Origin of the sequence: Shewanella carassii (assembly GCF_019670705.1) — a bacterium.
In the GTDB taxonomy this organism is placed as follows: domain Bacteria; phylum Pseudomonadota; class Gammaproteobacteria; order Enterobacterales; family Shewanellaceae; genus Shewanella; species Shewanella carassii.
In genome coordinates this window covers 4275455-4298927 of sequence record NZ_AP024618.1, presented here as the reverse complement: position 1 = coordinate 4298927, position 23473 = coordinate 4275455, and the positions used below count along the sequence as shown (strand labels likewise).

Genomic DNA, 23473 nt, shown 5'->3' with positions numbered 1-23473 from the left:
GGATAGCTTATCGTCAGGGCCTATCTGGCGCGATAGACGGGATACGCCAGGTAAGCCTTGTCATAGTAAGGGCTGCGCTCGTAGAACCAACGCAACCTAGCCTTGGCATCGGCGGCAAAGGCCGGGTCTTTGAGCGCCTGGTCAAATTCGGCCTGAAGCGCTTTGGAGTTGGCCAGCATCTGTTGTGCCAAAGGCTCAACCGCATAGTCCTCAATATATTCGGTGCGGGTGAATATGGTGTTGAACAATCCCCACTGCAGCAGTGAGTCGGGCGATTGCGGCTCCAGCAGTATCATCGCCAGATCGCCGAGCGGCTGCTCAGTACTTATCTTGACTGTGCCGACGGGCAAGGTGAGTTCAACCTTTTCCAGTTTGGCCTTGGCACTGACTCTCTGGCGGCCTTCATAGTCACTGGCGGCAAACTGGGGTTCGCTGAGGCGATATTGTTGCAACTTCAGTGTTTGAGGTTGCTCCAGGCGAGTCATGCGAATGCCGTGCAGCGATAGCTTGGCAATCGCCTCTTGCCACTGGGGCGGAATATAGTAAGCGGCCGGGCGGCTGACCCGGATATCCGCCTCCGTGTTGCCTATTACCGGCAGGTTGGGATAAAGCTTGGGCTCGCCGGTCCAGCGTACCACTTGTTTGCCTGAAATGGGGCTCTGTTCCAATTGGTAGTCTATGCCTTTGAAATCCCAGCCCTGCTGCTGCTTTTGTGACTTCCAGGTCAGGGTCACCAGCCGTGGGTAGCGGTACTTGTCTTTCTCTATCGCCGCGCGCAGCTTGGTCGCCTTGGCGCCCACCGTCTTGAGGGTTTGCTCCAGCATCACATAAGTGCCCAGCACCCGTTGCCGGAACGGCTTGAGGCTGTGGTTTTCAATCAATATGGTCGGTAGGTGTCTGGCATCGCCATAGCCGTTGGAGTAGCGGGCCGAGGCATTCCACAGTGACATGCCCTTGCTCAAGTCAGTATTGTCCAAGGCGAAGACCAGAGACCCCGGGATATGACCTGCTTGGGTCAGCGCCTGCTCTACCGCCGGGCGATACTCCTGTTGTAGCCAGTTATAACCGGCGGGGCTCAGCCCCTGAGATAGGTTGTAACCAAAGGTCACATCATATTGGTAGTCGATACCGTCGGTGACATGCACATCGATATACAGCTGTGGCTGCCAGTCGTTGATGGCGGTCAGCATGTGTTGCATCTCTATGCTGTCGGCCTTGGCGTAGTCACGATTGAGGTTGATGTTTTGGCTGGTGGTTCGCCAGCCCATGTTCAGTGGGCCGCGTTGATTAACCCGGTTGCTTTGGCTGGAGCGCTCGTGCGCATCGACACTGAAAATCGGTACAAACAGCAGGTTGACTTGTTCCAACAGCTCGGCCTTGTCGCCGACTATGATATCCCGCAATAACATCATGCCGGCATCTTTGCCGTCAATTTCACCCGAGTGGATCCCGGCTTGCACCAGAACATTGGGCTTATGGTTGCGTCTCAGCTGTGCCGGGGTGGCGGCACCTTCGGCGCTGGCCACTATCATCCAGATATCACGGCCCTGGGGGCTTTTGCCCAGGCTCACCTTGTTGAGCTTGTTGCTTTGGGTCATCAGCCTATCCAGCCAGGCAAAGGTCTGCTGATAGCTTGGGCTTTCAATACCGCCGGATTGCTCAAAAGGCGTGGCCCAGCCGTCGTCGGCTGGACGCATTAAGGCCTCGCTGGCACCACTCCAGGGTTTGAGCGGCGGCAAAATGGCATCATTGATATAGGTGTTGGCTTGGATGGCTGGTTCGGCAAGTGCGGCGCTGGGTAACGTCGCGACAGCGAGCCAGAGCAGGGACAGCATGCGCATGAAAGGCTCCGGGGTACAGGATATTGTTATTGTGTAAACGCTCTATCTTTCACCAATTTACTGAACCCTGCAAGTCACTCAAGGTGACTGATTCAACTTAATTAGGGTTAAGCAAGATGGCTGCAGAACCCTGCCTAATTTCAGCTACGTCAAATTAGTGTCAAAAAATATCTTGGATGGCCGAAAATTTATATATTTGCAATCTATTCGAAATAACCACAAATGGGCTCTTTTTAAGTTATTTTCATTGTTGTAATTTCTTGTTCGAATTAATTGAAATGACGTTTGTTTTTATTTTTTGAATATAAATATTAAATATCTTATATCAGTAAAGTAGAGGCTTGATGTGGCTGCCTTCCATTTGTCGATTTTTGTATGTGGCAATCACATTAATAGATCCTGATTAAGTAAGATTTTGGAGAAATGTCGATGAAAGGCATATCAAATATATTGATAGTATCTGCAATGGTTTTACCGCTTGGATGCGCTTCGGCTGCAGAGGTAATTACCCTGGATGGTCAGTCACTCCAGATTGAACAGCTGTTGCAATTGAAAGAAAAGAATGTCCAAGTTGCTTTGACCAAAGAGGCTAAGCAAGTCATCAATGCCAGTCACGAATTACTCATTGATTCTGCTCGTCAAGGCACGCCGGTATACGGGCTCACCGTTGGGGTAGGCAAGAACAAGGATACCCCGGTATTCGGTAAAGACGGTTCCCTGAGCGCCGAAGCCCGTAAGCTATCGGAAGACTTTAACCGTGACATGCTGTTCACTCACTCGGCAGCCAGCGGCCAACCCATAGCGCCGGAAACCGTGAAAATGGCGATGGCGATTCGGTTGAATCAGATAGCCACTGGGCATGTTGGTGTGCAGCCAGATGTGGCCCGCATCTACCAAGAGTTTATCAACGAAGATATTATTCCCGTTGTGCCGGAAGATGGCTCTGTGGGGTTGAGTGACATCCTGTTGGCCTCACACATAGGCGCCGCCATGATGGGTGAGTGGGATGTGTTCTACAAAGGCCAGCGGATGTCGGCGGCCAAGGCGATGAAGCAAGCCGGGATCAAGCCGCTGGTACCTTTCGGGAAGGATTCACTCTCTATTCTGTCCAACAACGCACTGGCAACGGCACAGGTAATCAATGCTATTGGTGATGCCCGTCAGATCATCCAATTCTCTCCCCGACTCATTGCCGCGGCTCTTGAAGGGATCAACGGTAATATCAGCCCCTTGTTGCCTCATACTCTGGCAGCCAGACCTATGCCAAATATCGAGAAGGTAGGTCAGGAGATTCTGGCCAATCTGGAGGGAGGATATCTATTCCAACGCGATGAGAAACGGCCGTTGCAGGATGCGCTCTCCTATCGTGGTGCTCATTGGCCTGTGGCCCATGCCATGTCGCAGTTGCAGCAGTTGGAAACCTTGGTGAATATTCAGATCAACAGCTCTGATGATAACCCTACGGTTTACATCAATGCCAACCCCGGACGTTACGCCGATGCTCCTCAAGTGGCGCAATATTTTACCAAGGGTGGGGTCTCAGGAGCGGTTAACTCCTCGGCCAACTTCGATACCATCCAATTGGCGTCCCAGACCGAGGCCTTTATCAATGCCATGGCGCAGTTGGGCAAATACTCCAGCAACCGTCAGATCAAGTTGATTGATCCCTACTTCACCGGTTTGCCAAGAGCCTTGGTCGACCCTGATGATGCCAATGGTCAGGCCTTCTATACCCTGCAAAATGGTTTCACCGCGCTGTTTGCTGAGATTGCCCATGCTGCCAATCCAGTGTCTTTCTATGGTATTGCCAACCAAGGGGGTATCGAGGATAACTTCAGCAACTACTTCCAGGCCGGTAAGAACCTCACCAAGGTCGTCGATGGCGTGGCACGCATCTATGGCTTTGAGCTGATGCAGGTGGCCCAGGCGATGGACCTACAGAAAAAGGTTAACCACAAACAGCTTTCTCCTCAAAATGAACAGTTGTTGAAAGCGCTGCGTAAGCAGGTGGCATACTACGATAAAGATAGAGTGTTCACGCCTGACATTGAGGCATCTACTCAGTTCTTGATGAAGTTCTAACGGCATATTATTGCATTGACGCAAGCCCCGACCGGATTCGCTCCCGTCGGGGTTTTTTATTGAAAAAGAACCCGCAAGGACGAATACGACTGTTTCCGCCAGATAAGCTTATTGGTTTAATGTGTAATCATCTGATTTTAATGGTTATTAGTCTTTTTTTGCGGTTTTTCTTATTATCGATTTTGAACTAACGCCACTAAGCAACGATATAAGCAAAGATACAATTGATGGGAGCTTTTGGGGACGATTCTCTGGAGAAGGAAGCTTGGGAAACTGCAGGTTTAATCAAAATAAACCTGTTACAGGCCCGAAAGCATAACCAAAATTATGTGAAAATATCGTCAAAAACCGCGCCTGACTTTACATGAGTTACATTTTTGCAGCCCAATCTAAATATCTGTTTCAGTTGACTTTGTTCAATTCATAACCTGAGTTATGTTGGCTTCGATTCTTATTCTTGAGGAGCGCCGCATGAGTACAGTGATCGACAAGGTTACATTTGCTGAAACCAACAGCAGTCCCTTAGAGGTTCTGCAAACCGTCAGTCCTTTGATTGCCAGATTGGGATTTAAGGGGTTTTGGTTTCGGGGATTACCTTGTCACGCCAAGGAGTCTTTGGAGCAACCTGAAAGTCAGGAGTTATTTGCCCCTGTATGGCTACGTAAGCCGATAGCCTCTCTGGCATCCACGAGCAGGATAGCGGCGTTGCAGCAGTTCTATTTGGAACACTTTGCCCGTAGTGACAGTAATTTTGTCGAGTCGTTGAGCGCCGACAAGGCCTGGCGTTATCGCTGGCAAGAGGGGGATCCGGTAAAAAAACTATTCACCAAGCATGGTTATGATACCGTGCTTAGCTTCCCCGTGCCCAGTTACGCTAATCCGACCTGGTTTGGCCGTTTTATCCTGTTGGGTTCAGGTCATCCGGATCCGGAACCTGAGCGTTTGCAGCAGACCCTGATCTTGGCTCAGAGTCTATTGTTTGAACACGATAGACAGAGGTTCAACCCGTTTTTACAGAGCCGGATCTTCAAGGCTAATGCCAGAAAAGTGCTGAGAATGGCGGCAACCGGGTTACAGAATCACGAAATCTCTGATCGGCTGCACATTAGTGTCCGCGGGGTTGAATACCATATGGAATCAATGCGTAAAAAACTGGGCGCCAGTAACAGGGCAAACCTGATCCATCTGGCCCATCAATTTGAGTTGATCTGATATGTTAATACTGCTGGTCGAAGATAACCGTCTGTTGGCAAACAATATTATTCAGTACCTGGCGATTAAGGGCATTGAGTGTGACTATGCAGAAACCTTGGCCCAGGCCAACGGGCTGCTGAGGCAACAGCATTTCGATGTAATAGTGTTGGATCTCAACTTGCCGGATGGTGACGGTATCACTGCCTGCGCGGGATGGAAGGCAGAGTGTATCGCGACTCCAGTGATTATGCTTACCGCTCGCAGTGGCCTGGATGACAGGTTGCATGGCTTTGATGCCGGCGCCGATGATTATCTGATCAAGCCGTTTGCCATGGAAGAACTGGTAGCCCGTCTCAAGGTGGTGGCACAGCGCCGCCCGGCACCGCCAAAACTACAATTGGGTGAGTTGGAGATGGACTTTGGCAAGCACGAAGCCTATCGCCAGGGACAGTTGTTGTCTTTGAGTCGCACCGGCTGGCAGATACTGGCTTTATTGGCGCGCCGCAGTCCGGAAACCGTGGAGCGGGAAGAGATAGAGCGCATGCTCTGGCCCGATTGTCCGCCAGATAGTGATAGCCTGCGCAGCCATTTGCATCTGCTGCGACGAGTGGTGGATAAGCCGTTCGACAGCCAGTTGATCCACACCATTCGCGGGGTTGGACTCTGCCTGAGGAGTGACTGAGATGATGCCCAAGTTCAGTCTCAAACGCAGTTACCAGATTTACGGTTTGGTATTTTTGGCGGTGACCTTGGCCATCAACAGTATCATTCCCCTTTGCATGATGTGCACCGGCATGTTTTCCATGCATGAGATCACCCTGCATAATGCGGGTCAAGCGGCCGAAGCCGTATTTCGACAAGGCAGTACTGAACTGGATACCGATAATATCAGTGTGTTTGCCGACTGGCAGCGGGTACCTGATAAGATCAAGGCTATCAATGATTTTCAGCCTCCAACCGAAGAAACCGGCATTCGCTATCAGCATCTAGATGGTCCCTATATCGATGCCTTGAGCGTGCATTACACTGCTTCAGGGCAGCCACTGTATCTGTGGCTGCACTATGATGCCACCCATGATCTTGTCTTTGCGCCGAAGAACATGACCGCTATCTTGCTGTTGATAGTCATGACCTTTGGGGTGGTCGCCAGTCTGGCGTTTCATATGCAAAAACAGGTGATCACTCCGGTACATAAAATAAGCCAAGCGATCAAGCAACACGACTGGCAAAGCATGAATGGCTTCAGCTTTCCCAAGCAAGGTTATGCCGAGCTGCAATCGATAGTGGATGCCCTTAACACCTCACTGCAACAACTGCAAAACGCCCAGCAGAGGGAGCTTAACTTTCTGCGTTTTGCCAGTCATGAACTGCGTACTCCTGTAGCTATCTGTCAGTCATCTTTTGAACTACTGACCCTGCAATGGGGTAAACTGACCGGACCGGTGCTGGCCGCCAGCCAAGCAACTGCGCAGATGAAATCCATCATAGAAACCTTGTTATGGCTCACCAATAAGAGCAGTACCAAGCTGGAAAAACAGCCATTGGTGCCGGCGAAGTTGTTGCAGCAGTTGGCTGCTGAGCAGGAACACGCTCAAGGTAAACCCGGTTTGATTCAACTTGACTGCGACGATACCCAATTACTGGTGTTGAAAGAGCCCTTGTCCATCATGCTCAACAATCTGCTGCGTAATGCGCTCGAACACGGTTCTGGCTGGGTGCAGGTTGAACAACGTGGTAATCGTATTCGGGTCAGTAATTCCACGCTCCAAGATGGTTTGGGTGGGTTTGGTTTGGGGTTGATGTTGGTCAAACGGTTGGCCAGACAATTGGGTTGGCAATTTAAAGAATATCGGCCGCCCCAGATGTTTATTGCCGAGATAGAAATTACAGATTAGAGGAAAGTGTGAGTTAAATCCTATATTTAAAGTATGGCTGTTATTATTTTAGCGAGAGACGGCATTAGCCGTCTCTTCTTATTATATTTGACGGAATTTTCACTTAATTTATGTTCTTTTATTATCTACTTCCTTAAACCACAGAGTTTATATTTTTAAGGATTGTAATCGACCAAGATCACAGCCGTTGTAGGCTGAGTTTAATTACTATTTTCTTGTCCAATTCATGTGTTTAAAGTTTTCAACTACTTGGCATTTAATTTGTCTGAGGAAATATTATGAACTCAAAATGGTTGTTGAGTGGAGTGGCGCTGGCGCTGGCGTTTGCTGCCAATGTGCAAGCCGATGTGACCAAAACCAGTCTGGATCTTGGTTATAAATTTTATACCAGTGATACCGAGGATGATAACCCTGGCGTCTTTAACCAGCCTTTTCTGAAGCTAAGCCATTTAGGTCTGGCTGATTGGGGCAGCTATTTCGCCAATATCAAGCTTGAAAACCCGGGTGAAGTTGCGGAAAACCAGAAGAATCAAGATGGTAAAACCACTATAAAATCCTTGGCGATCATCGAGCATAAGCTGGGTGAGAGCGGATTCAACTTTTGGGCGCAAAACTTCGTTTCTTCCAGTCAAACCCTGATGGAAGACAATCTGTATCTGGGGGTTACTCATAACAGCAAGCTTGGCGATTTGGCACTGAACTACGGGGTCGGCTTCAACTATACCTTTGGTCATTTTTCACCAACAGATGAGAATTTTAATGACATCTCGGGTTATGCCCTGGTGCTAAATGCCAAGTATCCGCTGAGTTTTGCCGGATTAAAGCACAGACTCTCCGTCAATTATGAGGCGCAGATAGATAGGGATGAAGAGCACCAGAAGCTGTTCAGTTATGACAGTTATGGGCACCAGATCATTTTGGGTTGGCAGACCAACTTTACCGATGCCTTCTACGGCAAGCTGCATTTGACTCAGTACGAAAGCTGGGGTGCGCAGTACAACGATGGTATCGAGTATGGGTTGGCATTGGGATACCAGTTTTAACAATGGAGCCAAGCTCCCTTTTTTAATCGACAGGAACTGAATATGCAGTTGAACAAATCCGTTTTGGGCGTGGCCATATCCACTGCCGTGGTGATTACCGGCTGTCAGGTGACCCATGAGATCATCAAGAGTCAGGGGACTGCCCAGGGCAAGCATGGTGAAATCCTGGTAGAAACCAGCATCCAGGATGGCCGTATCGTGGCTATCGATGTACTGAAGCAGAAAGAAAACCCGGTATTGGCTGCCGCCGCATTCAAAGATGTGAAGCAGGCGATCATAGATAACAACTCTGTAGATGTTGACGGGGTTTCCGGTGCGACCGTGACCTCTAATGCTCTCAAGCAGGCCGTGGCGGCCAGTATTGAAGCCGCGGGTGTGACCCTGGTTGCAGCCAGCGCTACCGCCAAGCATGGTGAAGCCCTGACACCGGCCGAATACACCTACGATGTGGTGGTGATAGGCTCTGGTGGTGCCGGTTTCAGTGCCGGTCTGGAAGCCATGGAAGCCGGCGCTTCTGCCGTTATCATTGAAAAGATGCCCATCATCGGCGGTAACTCGCTGATCTCCGGCGCCGAGATGAACGTGGCCGGTAGCTGGGTACAAAAGAACATGGGGATTACCGACTCCAAAGAGCTGTTTATGCAAGACACGCTAAAAGGAGGCGACTTCAAGGGTGATCCTGAGATGGTTAAGGTATTGGTAGACAATGCCGTTGATGCTGCCGAATGGCTGCGTGACTACGTCAAGGTCGAATACTATCCTAACCAGTTGTTCCAGTTCGGTGGTCACAGCGTCAAGCGCGCCTTGATCCCTAAAGGCCACACGGGCGCCGAAGTGATTGGCAAGTTTGCCAAGAAAGCCGAAGAAGTCGGTCTGCCTATTCACACTAACACTACCGCCGAGCGTCTGTTGATGGACAATAATGGTCGGGTTGTCGGTGTTGAAGCGACTAAAAATGGCAAGAAGATCACTTATCATGCCAAGCGCGGTGTTGTGGTAGCTACCGGTGGCTTCTCTGCCAACGTGGCTATGCGTAAGCAATACAATCCAGAGCTGGACGAGCGTTATGGTACGACAGGTATCTCAGGTGGTACAGGTGACGGTATTGTCATGGGTGAGAAGATCCACGCCGACACCCGTAACTTGGGTTATATCCAAACTTATCCAATCTGTAACCCAGAGACTGGCGCTATTGCCCTGATCGCCGACTCTCGCTTCTTCGGCGCGATTCTGGTCAACCAAAACGGTGAGCGTTTTGTGGAAGAGCTGGAACGTCGTGACGTGATCTCCCATGCGATTCTGGAACAGCCTGGTCGTTACACCTATGTACTGTGGAACAAGGACATCGACGATGTAGCCGGCACTATTGCGATGCACCAAGGCGAGTACAAAGACTTTACCAGCCGTGGCCTGATGTATGAAGTCGACAGCATTGAAGAAGCCGCCAAGGTGTTCAACATTCCGGTGGAAAACCTCAAGAAGACCATCAAGGATGTGAACCACTACGCGAAAATTGGTAAGGATGAAGCCTTCAATCACAGAGCCGGTCTGGTGGATTTGAGCAAGGGCCCATACTGGATCCTGAAAGCCACACCATCTGTACACCACACCATGGGTGGTCTGGTAACCGATACCAAGACCCACGTGTTGAACGAGCAAGGTAAGGTGATCCCAGGTCTGTTTGCTGCCGGTGAGGTAACTGGTCTGACTCACGGTACTAACCGTCTGGGTGGTAACGCCTATACTGACATCATCGTATTTGGCCGTATTGCGGGTCAGCAGGCCGCTGCTAACTGAGCTTCATTGACCGTTTCGAATAGGAGCTGACTCATACAGTTGAGAAGGGAAAGCTCCTGTCAGGAAAGGCATTTAAAACAACAAGGGGAGCCAATGGCTCCCCTTTTATCTACCTATCATTAATGCATTATCAGTCGATCTTCAGCTCGGAGAAGCTCTTCACTTGACGGAAATCGCCGGTGCGTTGTCCCGCTTCACGCGTCATCTGACAAGTGATCATCCCCGCCGCCGCTGCGGCCTTGAGTTCTTCCAGAACGTCAGAGACAAACAGTATCTGCTTTGGACTTAGACTGATGGTGTTGATGATGTTGCTGTAGGCTTGTTTATCCAGCTTGCCGCCAGTACGGGTATCGAAATGCCCATTGAACAGCTCGGTCAGATCGCCGCCATCACTGTGACTGAACAGCAACTTTTGGGCTTCCACAGAGGCGGAGGAGAAACTGTACACTCTCAGCCCTTGAGCTCTGTATTCCTTGATAGCCTCAATGAAGTCAGGGTAGATATGGCCGGTAAACTCATTCTTGGCATAGCCCTGTTTCCAGATCAGCCCCTGCAGCGTTTTCAGCGGCGTGGCCTTGCGGTCTTCGGCTACCCACTGCTGGAGTATTTCCGTTACTCGCGGCAGATCGGCATCTGGCTCCAGCGCCATCTCCTTGGTGTCACTGATGCAGTTTTCTACCAGAATATTATCCTGATAGCGCTCCAAAAATTCCGGCAATGCCTCGGCCGAATAGGGGAAAAGCACATCCTGAATAAAGTTAAGATCTGTCGTAGTGCCGGCGGTGTCGACGACTATGGCTCTGATACCCATAAGGTGAATTACTCCAAAAAGTGCTGTTTTCTGTGCAGATCCTAAGCTTTATTAGCGCGCTTGACCAGCTTCTTTAACCCTTTGTTGCCTACCCATATTCCAATTTGAAGTATTTGTACCGGCAACAAAAAGCCCGGCATATCAGCCGGGCTTTATGGTGATTACTGAATTACTCAGCCTGTTTTCGTAGTTTGCGTTCTTCACGCTCTCGCTTACTGAATAGGCGCTCTACCACCACGAAGAAGAGTGGGATAAAGAAGATACCCAGGAAGGTTGAGCTGATCATACCGCCCAGCACCCCAGTACCGATGGCGTTTTGACTGCCTGAGCCTACGCCCGTACTGACTGCCAGTGGCACAACCCCGAGGCCGAATGCCAGTGAGGTCATCAGAATCGGCCGCAGACGCACCCGCACCGCATGCAGGGTCGCATCGACAAGCTTGGAACCTTGTTCATAGTATTCCTTGGCGAATTCCACGATCAGAATGGCGTTCTTAGTTGCCAGACCCACAGTGGTCAACAGACCTACCTGGAAGAACACGTCATTTGGCAAGCCACGGCCATTCATGGCGATCAGGGCACCGATAATACCTAGAGGTACCACCAGAATTACCGCGAAAGGTACAGACCAGCTTTCATACAGAGCCGCCAATACCAGGAATACTACCAGAATTGACAGCGCGTAGAGCGCAGGCGCCTGGTTGCCTGACAAACGTTCCTCGTAGGAGAGGCCGTTCCATTCGATACCAAAACCGGGTGGCAGCTGCTTGACCATGTCTTCCATGATGTTCATCGCCTCACCTGTACTGAAGCCAGGAACCGTTGCCCCCTGGATGTTCATCGCCGGTAGACCATTGAAGCGTTCCAGACGCGGTGAGCCATACTCCCAGCTGCCGGTAGCAAAGGCAGAGAAGGGCACCATGTCTCCCTTGGCGTTGCGTACATACCAGGAGTCCAGATCTTCAGGCTGCATCCGGTATTTGGCTTCAGCCTGAACATAAACTTTCTTCACCCGGCCACGGTCAACGAAGTCGTTGACATAGGAACCACCCCAAGCGGCAGAGAGCACATTGTTGACATCACCTATGTTGACGCCCAGCGCTCGCAGCTTGGCATGATCTATATGCAGCTGATACATGGGTGCATCTTCCTGACCATTGGGGCGTACGCCCACCAGGTTGGGATTCTGAGCCGCCATACCCAGCAGTTGGTTACGAGCTTGAACCAGCTTTTCGTGTCCTTGGCCGTTTTTGTCCTGTAGGAAGAGGTCAAAACCGTTGGCCGTACCCAGCTCGATTACCGCTGGTGGCACGAAGGCAAACACAAAGGCTTCCTTCATCTGGCTGAACACCGCCATGGCACGGCCTGCGACAGACTGAACATCACTGCCGGGAGCAGTACGTTCTGACCAGTCTTTCAGCCCAACGAAGGCGATACCCATGTTCTGACCCTGACCGGCGAAACTGAAGCCCGCCACACTCAGAACCGACTTAACGTTATCATCTGCCAGGAACTGATCTGAAACCTTTTCCAGCACCTTCAAGGTGCTTTCCTGAGTGGAGTTGGTTGGCAGAATCGCTTGGGCAAAAAGAATGCCCTGATCTTCGTCCGGCAAGAAGGCGGTTGGCATGCGGATAAAGATCCAGCCGACGGCTACCACCAGTGCCAGGTAAACTGCGCTCATGCGGACAGAGCGTTTTATGATACCGGCAACAGTGCCTTCATATTTGCCCGTCATGCGATCGAAGCTGCGGTTAAACCAGCCGAAGAAACCGGTTTCGGCGTGGGTATGTCCCTTCTTCAGCGGTTTGAGCATAGTGGCGCAGAGTGCCGGCGTCAGCACGATTGCTACCAATACCGACAGTGCCATCGCCGATACGATAGTGATGGAGAACTGACGATAAATCACCCCGGTGGAACCCGACATGAAGGCCATAGGAACAAATACTGCCGACAGCGTCAGACCGATACCCACCAAGGCGCCGGTGATTTGTCCCATGGACTTCTTGGTCGCTTCTTTGGGACTGAGGCCCTCTTCGGACATTACCCGTTCAACGTTTTCCACCACCACGATGGCGTCATCCACCAAGAGGCCGATGGCCAATACCATGGCGAACATGGTCAGGGTGTTAATCGAGAATCCGGTGAAAGACAGGATGGCGAAGGTACCCAGCAATACTACCGGCACCGCAATCGTTGGGATCAAGGTAGCGCGGAAGTTTTGCAGGAACAGATACATGATGACGAACACCAGCACCACGGCTTCCAGCAGGGTATGAACCACACCTTCGATAGAGTTTTTCACGAATGGAGTAGTGTCATAGGGATACACAACCTGCATGCCGGCTGGGAAGAAGGGTTTCATCTCTTCCACTTTGGCGCGCACGGCTTCGGCGGTATCCAGCGCGTTGGCGCCAGTGGCCAGTTTGATCGCCAGACCCGTGGCAGGGCGTCCATTATAGAGTGATTCGATAGAATAACTCTCTGAGCCCAGTTCGACCTTGGCAACATCGCCTAGATAGACGTTGGCACCAGAGGTACTCGATTTGAGGATGATGTTGCGGAATTCCTCAGGCGTTTGCAAACGGCTCTGAGCCGAAATAGTCGCATTCAGTTCCTGACCTTGCACCGCTGGAGCGCCACCCAATTGACCGGCAGAAACCTGAGCGTTCTGCTCCCGGATCGCGGCGATCACATCCAGAGTCGTCAGGTTATAGTTGGTCAGTTTCAGTGGGTCGACCCAGATACGCATTGAGTATTGGGCACCGAACAGGGTAGTTTCACCTACACCAGGCACACGGCTCATAGGATCCTGAACGTTTGAGCCCACGTAGTCGGCGAGGTCGGCCTTGGTCATGGAGCCATCTTCGGAAATAAATGCGACCACCATCAGGAAGCCCGAACCGGACTTGTTAACCCTGATACCTTGAGCCGTTACTTCCTGAGGCAGCAAGGCCATGGCGGCCTGCAGCTTATTCTGTACCTGAACCTGGGCGATGTCGGGGTCCGCCTCGGCGTTAAAGGTCAGAGTGATTTCGGCGTTACCGAAGCTGTCACTGGTGGACTTGATATAGCGCAGATGGTCGAGACCTGTCATGCGTTGTTCAATCACCTGAGTGACAGAATCTTCCACCGTCTTGGCCGATGCACCTGGATAGTTGGCGGCAACCACAATGGTTGGCGGCGCAATGTCCGGGTACTGGGAAACCGGCAGGCCCTTAATAGCCAGGACACCTGCCAGCATGATAATAATGGCGATCACCCATGCGAAGATGGGGCGATCGATAAAGAAACGTGCCATAACTTCCGCCCTGTTATTGCTGATTTGCTGTCATGGGTTTGGCCGTCACTGGCATGCCGGGACGGATTTTCTGCAGCCCTTCGACAATCAGCTTGTCACCTGGCTTGAGGCCATCGGTAACTCGCCATTGATTATTGATCACATTGGCTGTTTTGATGACGCGAGCTTCAACCTTGTTTTCGGCGTTAACCAACATGGCCACTGCTTCACCCTTAGGATTACGGCTAATCGCTTTTTGTGGCACCAGAATCGCTTGAGGATCGATGCCGGTATTGAGGTTAGCACGTACATACATGCCTGGCAGCAGGGTGTGATCCGGGTTCGGGAACTCGGCTCTCAGAGTCACAGACCCCGTATTCTCATCGACACTGACTTCGGCAAACTGTAAGCGCCCCTTGTGATCATAGACAGAGCCATCTTCCAGCAGCAGAGTGACTTCGGCATCTTTGGCCGCTTCCAGCTTACCGGCTTTCAGCAGACTCTTGAGGCGCAACATCTGGGTGCTGGACTGAACGATATCCACATTGATGGGATCCAGCTGTTGGATGGTCGCCAAGGCTTGAGCCTGGTTGGCGGTCACCAGAGCACCGGCGGTAACGCTGGACTTACCGATTCGGCCCGAAATAGGCGCCTGAACTTCGGTATAGTTGACGTTAATGGTTGCAGTATTGATGGCTGCCTTGGCCACTTCTACCGCCGCCAGCGCTTCTTTATAGGAAGCATCTGCCTTGTCGTACTCTTCTTTACTTATGTATTTGGTCTTGAGCAGTTCCTGGTAGCGAATATGAGTCGACTTGGCTGAAGCCAATGCCGCTTCGGCGCGGGCCAGCTCAGCCTTGGCGCTCTGCAGAGACGCTTTATAAGTAGAAGGATCGATCTGATACAGGGACTCGCCCTGTTTTACATCTCCGCCTTCGGTGAAACTACGTTTTAAAATGATGCCATTGACTTGAGGCCGTACTTCGGCTTCAAGATAAGCTATGCTGCGCCCTGGCAACTGCACTTGCAGCGCCTGCGGAGCCGACTTGACTTCGAGGACACTGACTTCCATAGCGGGGGCCGCCTGATTGCTTTTGGCTTGTTCAGCTTCCGACCCACAGGCCGTCATCCATAACGCCATACTTACAACTGAGGCAACTTTTAATACATGCCGCATGATAACTCCTAATCAGTATCTGCTTGCCGGGAAGGGAATAATGTCTCGCGTGACAGCTTTCCTGGCGCAGTTAGTCAGCAAAAATGTCGAACCTATATTTATCGCACAAGCATTCTGTCTCAACAAGCTACAGGATAAGCGAAAAGTGTAAATGATTGAAAACTTTTTAATCAATAAACGACACTATTGCCATTTATTTACATTTAGTTGTGATATTTATGATTTCAACAACTTATGTTTCCAGTTTCGGCGTTTCCTTAACTAGGTCTGCATCCATTTTTTTGTCTGGGGACACCTTGCTCTTCCCGGTTACAGCAAGTGTTTTGAGGAGGGCGTGAACAAGGCTGAAATGAGAGAAATATCTCTGTTTCATGCTGGATCCCCCTCCGAGAGGCGAGTATTCTACTACTGTCACTATTATTTTATTAGTCACATAGAAATAAACCCACTGTCCCACAGGTGCAACAATAAATGGATCTAAACAGGGTACAAATATTTGCTCAAGTTGTTGAGCAGGGTAGCTTTACCGGTGCCGCCAAGGCGTTGGGGCTCACCAAGACCACCGTCAGCCGTAAAGTCGCCGAACTGGAAAAGGCGACCGGTGTTCAACTACTGTTCAGAACCACCCGGGCATTGAGATTAACCGAAGCCGGCTCTGAGTATTACAATAAGATCACCAAGATTCTGGTAGACCTGGAAAATGCCGAAGCCCAACTCAGTGCCAACCAGCAACGGGTCAAGGGTAATTTGAGGGTAGTCTGTCCGATTGAGATGGGGCAGTTGTTTCTCGGTCCGGTATTTGCCCGTTTTCTCGAGGCCTATCCGGATATCACCATAGAGGCTGAGCTGACCAACCGTAAGGTAGATATGGTTGAAGAGGGGATAGACATACTCTTCCACCTTTGTGGCATCGAAGATTCACGCCTGCAGCATTACCAACTGGTGAAGACCAGTACTACCCTGATGGCCAGCCCGGATTACCTCAAACGCCATGGTACTCCGCAGACTCCGGATGATCTCTGGCATCACAAGGGTATAGAGCAGGGCGGGATCCAGCTTATCAATGATGGCTGTTGGAAAATTTTCGATGGCAAGCAATGGCAGGTGATCACTCCTGAGGTGCAGCTCAAGGTCAATAATATTACTCTGGCTCGGGAAGCGGCCATCGCCGGCCTGGGGATCACTTGTCTGCCGCCGATGATCGCCGATGAAGCCTTGCAAAAAGGGACTCTGGTTACTGTGCTCGAAGATTTCCCCATGGAACACAACACCTTGCTGCTGTCTTATCCCAAACGAGCCTATTTGCCACGTAAATACATTATTTTTATAGATTTTATCTATCAGGCCTTGTTCGGTTACTGGGGTAACATGCTGCTGGAGATCCCCGAGTATGTGAAGCGCCCCGAAGGCTTCGAATAAGCCAGAATGACTGCGACGTTGCCGCAGTCATTCATAATTATTCACATTCATTCCTCCATGGTTCATTCAGCTAGATAACCTTGTTCACAACTTCTTCTTACTATCCAGGCTAACAACACTCAAGCTCTGGTGGATAAAGATGAACCCAACTCATAAGCTGTTTTTATCAGGTTTGCTGCTGTGCAGCAGTTCTATGGCACTGGCAGACGAAGCTCCCCGTTTCGCCGGTGGCAGTTTTGCCGGCAATCTGACCTTTGCCTCTGACTATGTGTTCCGTGGCGAGTCGGAAACTCTGGATGGCGATGTGCCAGTCGTTCAGGGGACTTTTAGCTGGAACCATGACGCCGGCTGGTATGCCGGGGTTTTTGCCTCCAACATTAAGTTTGCCGACCCCAACCTCGAAATCGTTACAGCACCTTTCATCGGCAAGAGCGGTGAGTTGGGTGATTCAGGCTTCACCTATGATGTCATGCTGTTCTCTTACCTCTATCCGGGCGCGTCCTACTCCAACTACACAGAGTTGTGGTTGAAACTCGGCAAGTCTTTCGGTCGAGCCCATCTGCAACTGGAAGTAACGCCGACTGTGGATGACTGGTTTGGTGTTGATGGCTGGCATGGTGTCAACTATGCCCTGCATCCAAGCTATAGCTTCGAGAACGGTATCAAGGTTTCCGGCTCAGTAGGTTATCAGGACCTGAGCGGTAATGGCGCCGAGGGATGGGGACACTGGAACCTGGGGGTAAGCAAGGAGTTCTATGGTTTCAACCTGGACTTACGTTACCACGGCAGTACGGTTGAATCAGACCACAAAGTTTATGGTACCCAGACAGAAATCTTCGATGACAGGTTAGTAATAGGTATCAGCAAAGCGTTTTAATGACTGCTTCCCTGCAGTTTTTAAGAGTACGCCATTTGGCGTACTCTTTTTTTTTAGGGAAAGTGCGAACAAGTTCCATCTGTGCTCTGCGTCGTTAACAGGCCTAGATGCAAGGCGTGGTTCGTAGTAGCAAGACGTTCTTAGCACATGCTCTTTTCAAAATAGAGGCGGTTGTCGGCAACATGCCCGGGTTCGGCGCGGAAGTCCACCACCTGATAGTGATGGCTGATCAGCATATTCAACATAGAGCGGAATTGGTTGCGGGTCTTAACCTGGATCTGTTTATACCCGGCCTGAGTGGCCCAACGTTCCTGAGCTTCCAGCATGCTACGCGCCAGCCCCAGACTGCGATAATCGGGTAACACACCGCCCAGCCAACTGTAAAAACACTGTTCGTCCAGCGCATAACCCAGTTTGAATCCAGCCAGCTCACCTTCCACAAAGGCCAACAACAATAAACAGTTGTTGCCTGTCAGTCGGCGTTCAAATTCTTGCTGTTGGTAGCCGGAATCAAACTCGGGGATCTGAGCACTCAAGGCCATGATCTCATTGATCTGTTGCTGATCAATCTCAGTAATAGCTTTGATTTCAATGGAGTACATCATTATTCTCTCAACGGGCCGCAAGTCTCACTGGTTGCGGGATAAAAACTGGCCAAAATTATAACAGGTCTGGCCAGTTGAATGCATCAGGAGAATTGCTGCTGGTTTTCCGTCTGTAAGATCTTATCTTGCAGCAGTCGCAGCAACACGCCATAGGCCGGCAGGAACAGTCCCAGACTGACCAACAACTTAAAGCTGTAGTCCACTGCGGCGATTTCCGGCCAGTTGGCGGCCATGAAGGGGTCACTGGAGGCGAAGAAGGCGATACTGAAGAACACCAGAGTATCCACCAGGTTGCCTATCAGGGTTGAGGCCGCCGGAGCGACCCACCAGGCACACTGGCGGCGAATTCGGGCAAACACCGCGATATCCATCAGTTGGCCCACTAGATAGGCGGCAAAACTGGCAAAGGCGATGCGGAATACAAAGGTGTTGAAGTCCGATAGTGCACCTAGCCCCTGAAAATTGCCCTGATGAAACAGTACGCCCATGGCGTAGGAGATCAGCAAAGCCGGTAGCATAGCCTTGAAGATGATCTGCCGGGCGGCGGCTTGGCCGAATATCCGTACCGTCAAGTCGGTTGCCAGATAGACGAAAGGAAAGCTGAAGGCGCCCCAGGTTGTGTGGAAGCCGAATAGCTGAAATGGTAGCTGCACCAGATAGTTACTGGCACTGATAATCAGAATGTGAAAACTGACCAAGAGGATCAGCGCGCGTTTGAGCTGCGCATTGGTTAACATTAACATATTGTGACCTTTTTAGTTGGTTGGGCGGGGTGAGGGAACCCGCATCTTCGGTTTTACCGAAAGGGCGCACATTATAGTGCCCAGAATCAGGCTGACAAGAGGGGAGCGTAAAAAATGTCCAGTCCATCTCAAGCTACTCTACACTGAAAAGGAAGACAGGAGAGTAAAATGAATCGAATCTGCTGCCTGTTGTTGGTCTTGCTAGTTTTTGCCTGGCCTGCGATTGCCGAACCGACCAAGATCCAGGTCGCCACCGCCAGTTGGGGCGGTTATACCGAAACCAATGGCGAAGGTTATTATTTTGAGTTGTTGCGACGGGCTTTCCCCGCGCCGGAATGGCAACTGGAAATTCAGTTTGTGCCCTTTCCCCGTTCCCTGTATATGCTGGAGCGTGAACAGGTGGACATGGTGTTGGGGCTTTATCTGGGAGATATTTCCAAGGGGGTCTACAGTGCTCAAAAGGTCGAAACCGAGGTGATAGATGCCGCAGTGACCCCCGAGCTGGCCAGTGTTTGGCAAGGGATAGACTCTCTGACTTCTCGCCGGGTTCAAGCCCTGATCGCCTATCGTTTTTTTACCCTGACTCAGGTCCCCATGTACTATCAGGAAACCAGCAGCCTGCTGGAGATGTTACGGCAGGTCAATGTCGGCAAAATCGATGCGGTGCTCGACTATAAACCGGATATGCTGCCGTTATTGCAGCAACTCGATCAACCTAGGAGATTGGTTATTATAGAGGACGTGTTGCGGGCCGATGTCTACTTTGCCTTTGCCAAAAACCCTAAAGGGCTCAAGTTAAAACAGATATTTGACCAGCAGTTTGCCGAACTGGAGCAGTCGGGTGAGCTGGAGGCTATCAAGCAGAGATGTATGGAGCAATTGCAATTGCGGATGCAGGAGCCACCCCCGCCTTAAAAATCCAACAGAATCGACATTATGGTGGCGAGCTTATTCTCTAACTCTTGCCATTCGGCTTGTGGATCTGAGCCTGCGACTATACCGGCGCCGGCGAACAGATTGATGCAGCCGGGCTCCAACAGGGCACAGCGAATGGCTACCGCAAACTCACTCTCATATTTATTCAGATAACCGCAGGCTCCGGCGTACCAGCCGCGCATATAACCTTCTCGTTGGCGCAGAAAACTGATAGCCGACTCCCGTGGCAGGCCGCCGACGGCCGGGGTTGGGTGCAAGGCTTGCAGCAGTTGAAAATCTTTTACTCCGTGCCGCAGCTCGGCGCGAATCGATCTGTGTAGGTGTTGAATATGGTTGAGTTTAAAGATGGTTGGCGTCTCATCGGCGCCGACATAACGGCTCAGCGGGGTCAGCGCTTTGACAATATGCTCCCTGACCAACTGATTTTCATGGCTATTCTTGCTGTCATCCAACAGTTGTTGCGCCAGACGCTCATCTTCTTCCGGTGTTAGGCCGCGAATGGTGGTGCCGGCTAGGGCTTCGGTATACAGCTCTTGCTGCTGGCGGCGATAGAGACGCTCGGGCGAACAGGAGATAAAGCTGCGCTGTGGGCTGAATTCGAAACCAAACTGAAAACTATTGGGGTTGCGCCCCTGCCAGCTGGCCAATACTTGCCAGGGATCCGGCGTGTCTTTCACCTGCAGCTGAGTCAGGCGCGACAGCACCACTTTGGGCGTGTTCTGGTTGAATCTGGGGGCGGTAACCTGTTCCACCAGTGTCTTCCAGCGCGGGTAGTCAGGTCTGTCATTGCGTGACAACTGTTCTGTCTTGGTCGGTGGCGTCATGGGTCGGGCTGGCATTAAAGCATCCAGCGCGGCTTGTGCCAGAGTTATTTCCGCTTGCTTGTCAGGCTGGCCCAAATTCAGGTTAACCAAGAGGCGGAAATGGTCCGAACTACGTCTCAGCTCGATTCTGGGTAACAGGAATCTGGCGCGACCAAACTCGGGCCAAGAGGCGATTTCGCGATCGAAGGCGACACCGCCATAGTAGCGGATCTCCTGATTACTGGAGTAGGCGCGCTGCTTTTCATAGACTTCGGCCAAGGCCTCGTCTGTGACTTCATCCTCGAAGCGAAAATCCAGGCAGCAGCCGATGGCAGCCACTTCTTCGAGTCGGTCCCTTCCTTGCCAGTAGACCCTCGGATAGCTGGGCTGGGAGGCCAGCCAGGAGATCAGCGGAATCGCCTGTACCTCAGCAGCCAATTGGACAATAGGCTCTGCTGGCGTCAGTTTGGCCAGTTGACACAGTTTGTCTTTGAGTGACGAAATGGCCTGAGGCAGGGTAAGTGCTGACAAAGGGGGGGACTCCGAACAATCCGAACAAAGGGATCCGGAAGCAGAAAGCGTCCGGCTAACAGTATCTTTAACACAAACTAAAGTTCCACACTCCGAGTGTCAAGCCATCGAAGGGGCCTGTGTGACGTGTAGCATGATCCCATTAATCAGTTTAAGTTAATGTGATGTAAGTGGACATTTTTGCTCGGCAAATTGTCTGGGTGGGACAATCTGTCTTATCGGCATTCGGTTTCGTACTCCCTACGAACTAATATCTCGATCTATATTGGTTTTTGCTGTTATTCAGCTTGTGGCTTTTTTGGGCGGCGCCAGAATAGCCCGGATAATTCCAACCTGAAATGACAGAAGAGCCTTATGTCCCATATACCGGTAAAACTCTCTGCCCTCGCACTGGCGTTGGGCTGTGCCATGCAGGCCAATGCGGCCCCTATTGAACGTGATCCTTTGGTGGACAACGCAATGGATGTGATAGTGGTGCACGGTGAGCGTGCCAACGCTACCGAAGTTGCTACTACCAGTTGGAGCATTTCCGAAGAGGAAATCCAGGCACTGGGAGCCCAGAGCCTGGATGAAGTGTTGAAGAATGTCCCCGGCGTTTACGTGCGTTACGGCGGCGAGGGCACTCCAAGAGTGGATATCCGCGGTTTCAAGACCCGCCATGTGACCCTGTTGATCAATGGCGTACCGGCCAATAGCGCCGATGATGGTCAGTTTGATCCCAGCGTGATCCCAACTAGTCAGATTGCCAGGGTTGAAGTCTCCGTTGGCCCAACTTCAGTACTCTATGGCCCAGGCGGCGCCGGTGGTGTTATCAACATCATCACCAAACGAGGAAGCAGCGCTCCTGCGTTATCCGGCAACCTGGAACTGGCAAAGGATGACACCTTCAAGGGTGATATCAGTGCCGCCGGTTCGGGCGACAACTGGCAGGGGCTTATCAGTGCTGGTTATCAGCACACAGATGGTTTTCCTATGTCATCTGACTATCAAGTCACTGAGTATCAAGATAAATATCTACGAAACAATGCAGATAAAGAACTGACCAACCTGTACGCTCAAGGCAGCTACTGGCTCAGTGACAACACTCAACTGATTGCCAATATGGCACTGCGCTCAGGCGAGTGGGGCAAGCCACCAAGAGATGGCAGCGGTAGCGGTCGGGTCAAGTTTGAACGGGTCGATGACTATGATTCACAGACTTTCCAACTGGGTCTGGCACACAAGTTCAATGATACTTTCACTTTCCGTGGCTTTGGTTATCACAACCAGAGCGACACCTATGAAACCGTTTACGGCGATGACAGCTACGCCGCATTGACCGACTCCCAGGACGGCCGCTCTACAGTGCAAGGCGCCAATCTACAGCTGATCACCGACTTCGACACCGCAGGCATGCTGACGACTTCAGTGATTGCTGAAAAGCAGAGCTGGGAAGCGCTAGCCGAAAGCCTGGGCTCCTCCAAGTCAGGCAGCCGCAAGGCCTCTGGTGGCGGTAAGGGATCCGGTGGTGGTTCTGGCGGTGGTTCGGGCTCCGGCGGTGGTAATGGTTCTGGTGGTGGCAGCGGCTCTGGTGGTGGTAGCAGTGCTAGCACTGAATTATTCGATGATTCGGCCTGGGTTTATACTGCGGCGGCCGAGTATCAGTTCCAATCAGAAGGCGATTGGGGCTTTACTCTGGGTGGTGCTTACCACGATATGGACAAGACCGAAGGCAACGAGAACGATTACTCGGCGCTGGCCTCAGGTTTCTGGCAAGCGGCCGATGAGACTCGTCTGAGCCTGAGTGCGGCTCGTAAGGTACGTTTCCCCTCGATGCGTAACCTTTATTCCCTATCTTCCGGTAACCAGGAGCTGGAAACGGAAATCTCCAAGCATGTTGAGCTGGGGCTGGAGCAGGGGCTGGGAATGAATACCGAGCTGCAGTTATACCTCTATCACACTGATGCCGATGATTACATTGCCAAAGATGTCAATGGCATGTACCAGAACATAGGCAACTATCGCTTCCAGGGTTTGGATACCGTGCTGTCCAACAACAGCATAGAGAATCTGGATCTGAGCTTGAGCTACAGCTATCTGAACGCCGAAGACAGAGACAGCAGCACAGGGTTTGATGGTCTGGACTATCGTCCCAAGCATCAACTGCGCTTCCAGTTGGGTTACAAGTTGCCGATCGAGACTCGCATCCACCTGAACGTAGAACGCATCATGGACCAGAACTACTACGATAAGGAGAAGATCGGCGGTCAAAAGGTGTGGCAGGAGAAATCCCTGGAGGATTACACCCTGGTGGACATCAATCTGGTACAGCCTTTGCTTAAAGACAACTTGGAACTCTACTTGCGAGCCACTAACCTGCTGGACGAGAATTACTATCAGAGCGATTCTCTGCCTCAGGCCGGTAGACAAGTCTTTGTTGGGATTAACTGGCAGATCTGA

At 51.3% G+C, this 23473-nt stretch carries 17 protein-coding genes; 10 read left to right on the top strand and 7 right to left on the bottom strand.

The genetic code is table 11. The features are described from left to right. Positions 1 to 20 precede the first annotated feature (20 nt). Positions 21 to 1841, bottom strand: coding sequence for a M14 family metallopeptidase (locus K5621_RS19235; RefSeq protein WP_221050067.1), 1821 nt, complete (start codon positions 1839 to 1841; stop codon positions 21 to 23). Between the two features lie 429 nt (positions 1842 to 2270). Between K5621_RS19235 and K5621_RS19230 the strand changes: the two genes are divergently transcribed. From K5621_RS19230 to urdA, 6 genes are all read left to right on the top strand, one after another. Beyond that, positions 2271 to 3923 (top strand): HAL/PAL/TAL family ammonia-lyase, encoded by a 1653-nt coding sequence (locus tag K5621_RS19230; RefSeq protein WP_100143272.1) that lies wholly within the window; start codon positions 2271 to 2273, stop codon positions 3921 to 3923. Between the two features lie 471 nt (positions 3924 to 4394). Next, positions 4395 to 5135 carry a response regulator transcription factor gene (locus tag K5621_RS19225; RefSeq protein WP_221050066.1) on the top strand — a complete coding sequence of 247 codons (741 nt, stop codon included), beginning with the start codon at positions 4395 to 4397 and terminating at the stop codon, positions 5133 to 5135. 1 nt (position 5136) lies between these two features. Beyond that, complete coding sequence (locus K5621_RS19220) at positions 5137 to 5799, top strand: response regulator transcription factor (RefSeq protein ID WP_221050065.1); 663 nt, start codon at positions 5137 to 5139, stop codon at positions 5797 to 5799. A 1-nt stretch (position 5800) separates the two neighbouring features. Further along, complete coding sequence (locus K5621_RS19215; RefSeq protein WP_100143275.1) at positions 5801 to 7012, top strand: sensor histidine kinase; 1212 nt, start codon at positions 5801 to 5803, stop codon at positions 7010 to 7012. A 278-nt stretch (positions 7013 to 7290) separates the two neighbouring features. After that, complete coding sequence (locus K5621_RS19210) at positions 7291 to 8055, top strand: outer membrane protein OmpK (RefSeq protein ID WP_221050064.1); 765 nt, start codon at positions 7291 to 7293, stop codon at positions 8053 to 8055. A gap of 42 nt (positions 8056 to 8097) precedes the next feature. Beyond that, positions 8098 to 9852 (top strand): urocanate reductase, encoded by a 1755-nt coding sequence (urdA, locus tag K5621_RS19205; RefSeq protein WP_221050063.1) that lies wholly within the window; start codon positions 8098 to 8100, stop codon positions 9850 to 9852. A 130-nt stretch (positions 9853 to 9982) separates the two neighbouring features. Here the strand turns inward: urdA and mtnC are convergent, their stop codons facing one another. From mtnC to K5621_RS19190, 3 genes are all read right to left on the bottom strand, one after another. Beyond that, on the bottom strand, positions 9983 to 10663 hold the full coding sequence (mtnC, locus tag K5621_RS19200) for an acireductone synthase (protein ID WP_100143278.1): 681 nt from the start codon (positions 10661 to 10663) through the stop codon (positions 9983 to 9985). Positions 10664 to 10832: 169 nt separating this feature from the next. Continuing rightward, entirely contained in the window at positions 10833 to 13964 is a 3132-nt protein-coding gene (locus tag K5621_RS19195) for an efflux RND transporter permease subunit (RefSeq protein WP_100143279.1), read from the bottom strand. Positions 13965 to 13977: 13 nt separating this feature from the next. Next, a complete protein-coding gene (locus K5621_RS19190) occupies positions 13978 to 15120 on the bottom strand; it encodes an efflux RND transporter periplasmic adaptor subunit (RefSeq protein ID WP_100143280.1) in 1143 nt (380 codons plus the stop codon). 471 nt (positions 15121 to 15591) lie between these two features. Here K5621_RS19190 and K5621_RS19185 point away from each other — a divergent pair, with 471 nt between their 5' ends. Further along, entirely contained in the window at positions 15592 to 16539 is a 948-nt protein-coding gene (locus tag K5621_RS19185; protein ID WP_100143281.1) for a LysR family transcriptional regulator, read from the top strand. Positions 16540 to 16678: 139 nt separating this feature from the next. Continuing rightward, positions 16679 to 17416 carry a TorF family putative porin gene (locus tag K5621_RS19180; protein WP_054744273.1) on the top strand — a complete coding sequence of 246 codons (738 nt, stop codon included), beginning with the start codon at positions 16679 to 16681 and terminating at the stop codon, positions 17414 to 17416. Positions 17417 to 17556: 140 nt separating this feature from the next. Here the strand turns inward: K5621_RS19180 and K5621_RS19175 are convergent, their stop codons facing one another. Next, complete coding sequence (locus K5621_RS19175) at positions 17557 to 18021, bottom strand: GNAT family N-acetyltransferase (RefSeq protein ID WP_342370133.1); 465 nt, start codon at positions 18019 to 18021, stop codon at positions 17557 to 17559. Positions 18022 to 18104: 83 nt separating this feature from the next. Next, positions 18105 to 18764 carry a 7-cyano-7-deazaguanine/7-aminomethyl-7-deazaguanine transporter gene (locus tag K5621_RS19170; protein WP_100143283.1) on the bottom strand — a complete coding sequence of 220 codons (660 nt, stop codon included), beginning with the start codon at positions 18762 to 18764 and terminating at the stop codon, positions 18105 to 18107. 168 nt (positions 18765 to 18932) lie between these two features. Between K5621_RS19170 and K5621_RS19165 the strand changes: the two genes are divergently transcribed. Further along, on the top strand, positions 18933 to 19679 hold the full coding sequence (locus K5621_RS19165) for a substrate-binding periplasmic protein (protein WP_221050062.1): 747 nt from the start codon (positions 18933 to 18935) through the stop codon (positions 19677 to 19679). Here K5621_RS19165 and K5621_RS19160 read toward each other — a convergent pair. Next, entirely contained in the window at positions 19676 to 21034 is a 1359-nt protein-coding gene (locus K5621_RS19160) for an isochorismate synthase (protein WP_221050061.1), read from the bottom strand. The two genes, K5621_RS19165 and K5621_RS19160, sit on opposite strands and share 4 nt — an antisense overlap. Positions 21035 to 21388: 354 nt before the next feature. Here K5621_RS19160 and K5621_RS19155 point away from each other — a divergent pair, with 354 nt between their 5' ends. After that, the gene (locus K5621_RS19155) at positions 21389 to 23473 is read left to right on the top strand and encodes a TonB-dependent receptor plug domain-containing protein (protein ID WP_221050060.1); all 2085 of its coding nucleotides are present in this window, start codon (positions 21389 to 21391) and stop codon (positions 23471 to 23473) included.

Coding starts and splice junctions, on each gene's coding strand:
- K5621_RS19215 (WP_100143275.1), top strand. CDS start 5,801: ATGATGCCCAAGTTCAGTCTCAAACGCAGTTACCAGATTTACGGTTTG.
- K5621_RS19165 (WP_221050062.1), top strand. CDS start 18,933: ATGAATCGAATCTGCTGCCTGTTGTTGGTCTTGCTAGTTTTTGCCTGG.
- mtnC (WP_100143278.1), bottom strand. CDS start 10,663: ATGGGTATCAGAGCCATAGTCGTCGACACCGCCGGCACTACGACAGAT.
- K5621_RS19210 (WP_221050064.1), top strand. CDS start 7,291: ATGAACTCAAAATGGTTGTTGAGTGGAGTGGCGCTGGCGCTGGCGTTT.
- K5621_RS19220 (WP_221050065.1), top strand. CDS start 5,137: ATGTTAATACTGCTGGTCGAAGATAACCGTCTGTTGGCAAACAATATT.
- K5621_RS19155 (WP_221050060.1), top strand. CDS start 21,389: ATGTCCCATATACCGGTAAAACTCTCTGCCCTCGCACTGGCGTTGGGC.
- K5621_RS19225 (WP_221050066.1), top strand. CDS start 4,395: ATGAGTACAGTGATCGACAAGGTTACATTTGCTGAAACCAACAGCAGT.
- K5621_RS19230 (WP_100143272.1), top strand. CDS start 2,271: ATGAAAGGCATATCAAATATATTGATAGTATCTGCAATGGTTTTACCG.
- urdA (WP_221050063.1), top strand. CDS start 8,098: ATGCAGTTGAACAAATCCGTTTTGGGCGTGGCCATATCCACTGCCGTG.
- K5621_RS19185 (WP_100143281.1), top strand. CDS start 15,592: ATGGATCTAAACAGGGTACAAATATTTGCTCAAGTTGTTGAGCAGGGT.
- K5621_RS19190 (WP_100143280.1), bottom strand. CDS start 15,120: ATGCGGCATGTATTAAAAGTTGCCTCAGTTGTAAGTATGGCGTTATGG.
- K5621_RS19195 (WP_100143279.1), bottom strand. CDS start 13,964: ATGGCACGTTTCTTTATCGATCGCCCCATCTTCGCATGGGTGATCGCC.
- K5621_RS19235 (WP_221050067.1), bottom strand. CDS start 1,841: ATGCGCATGCTGTCCCTGCTCTGGCTCGCTGTCGCGACGTTACCCAGC.
- K5621_RS19170 (WP_100143283.1), bottom strand. CDS start 18,764: ATGTTAATGTTAACCAATGCGCAGCTCAAACGCGCGCTGATCCTCTTG.
- K5621_RS19180 (WP_054744273.1), top strand. CDS start 16,679: ATGAACCCAACTCATAAGCTGTTTTTATCAGGTTTGCTGCTGTGCAGC.
- K5621_RS19175 (WP_342370133.1), bottom strand. CDS start 18,021: ATGATGTACTCCATTGAAATCAAAGCTATTACTGAGATTGATCAGCAA.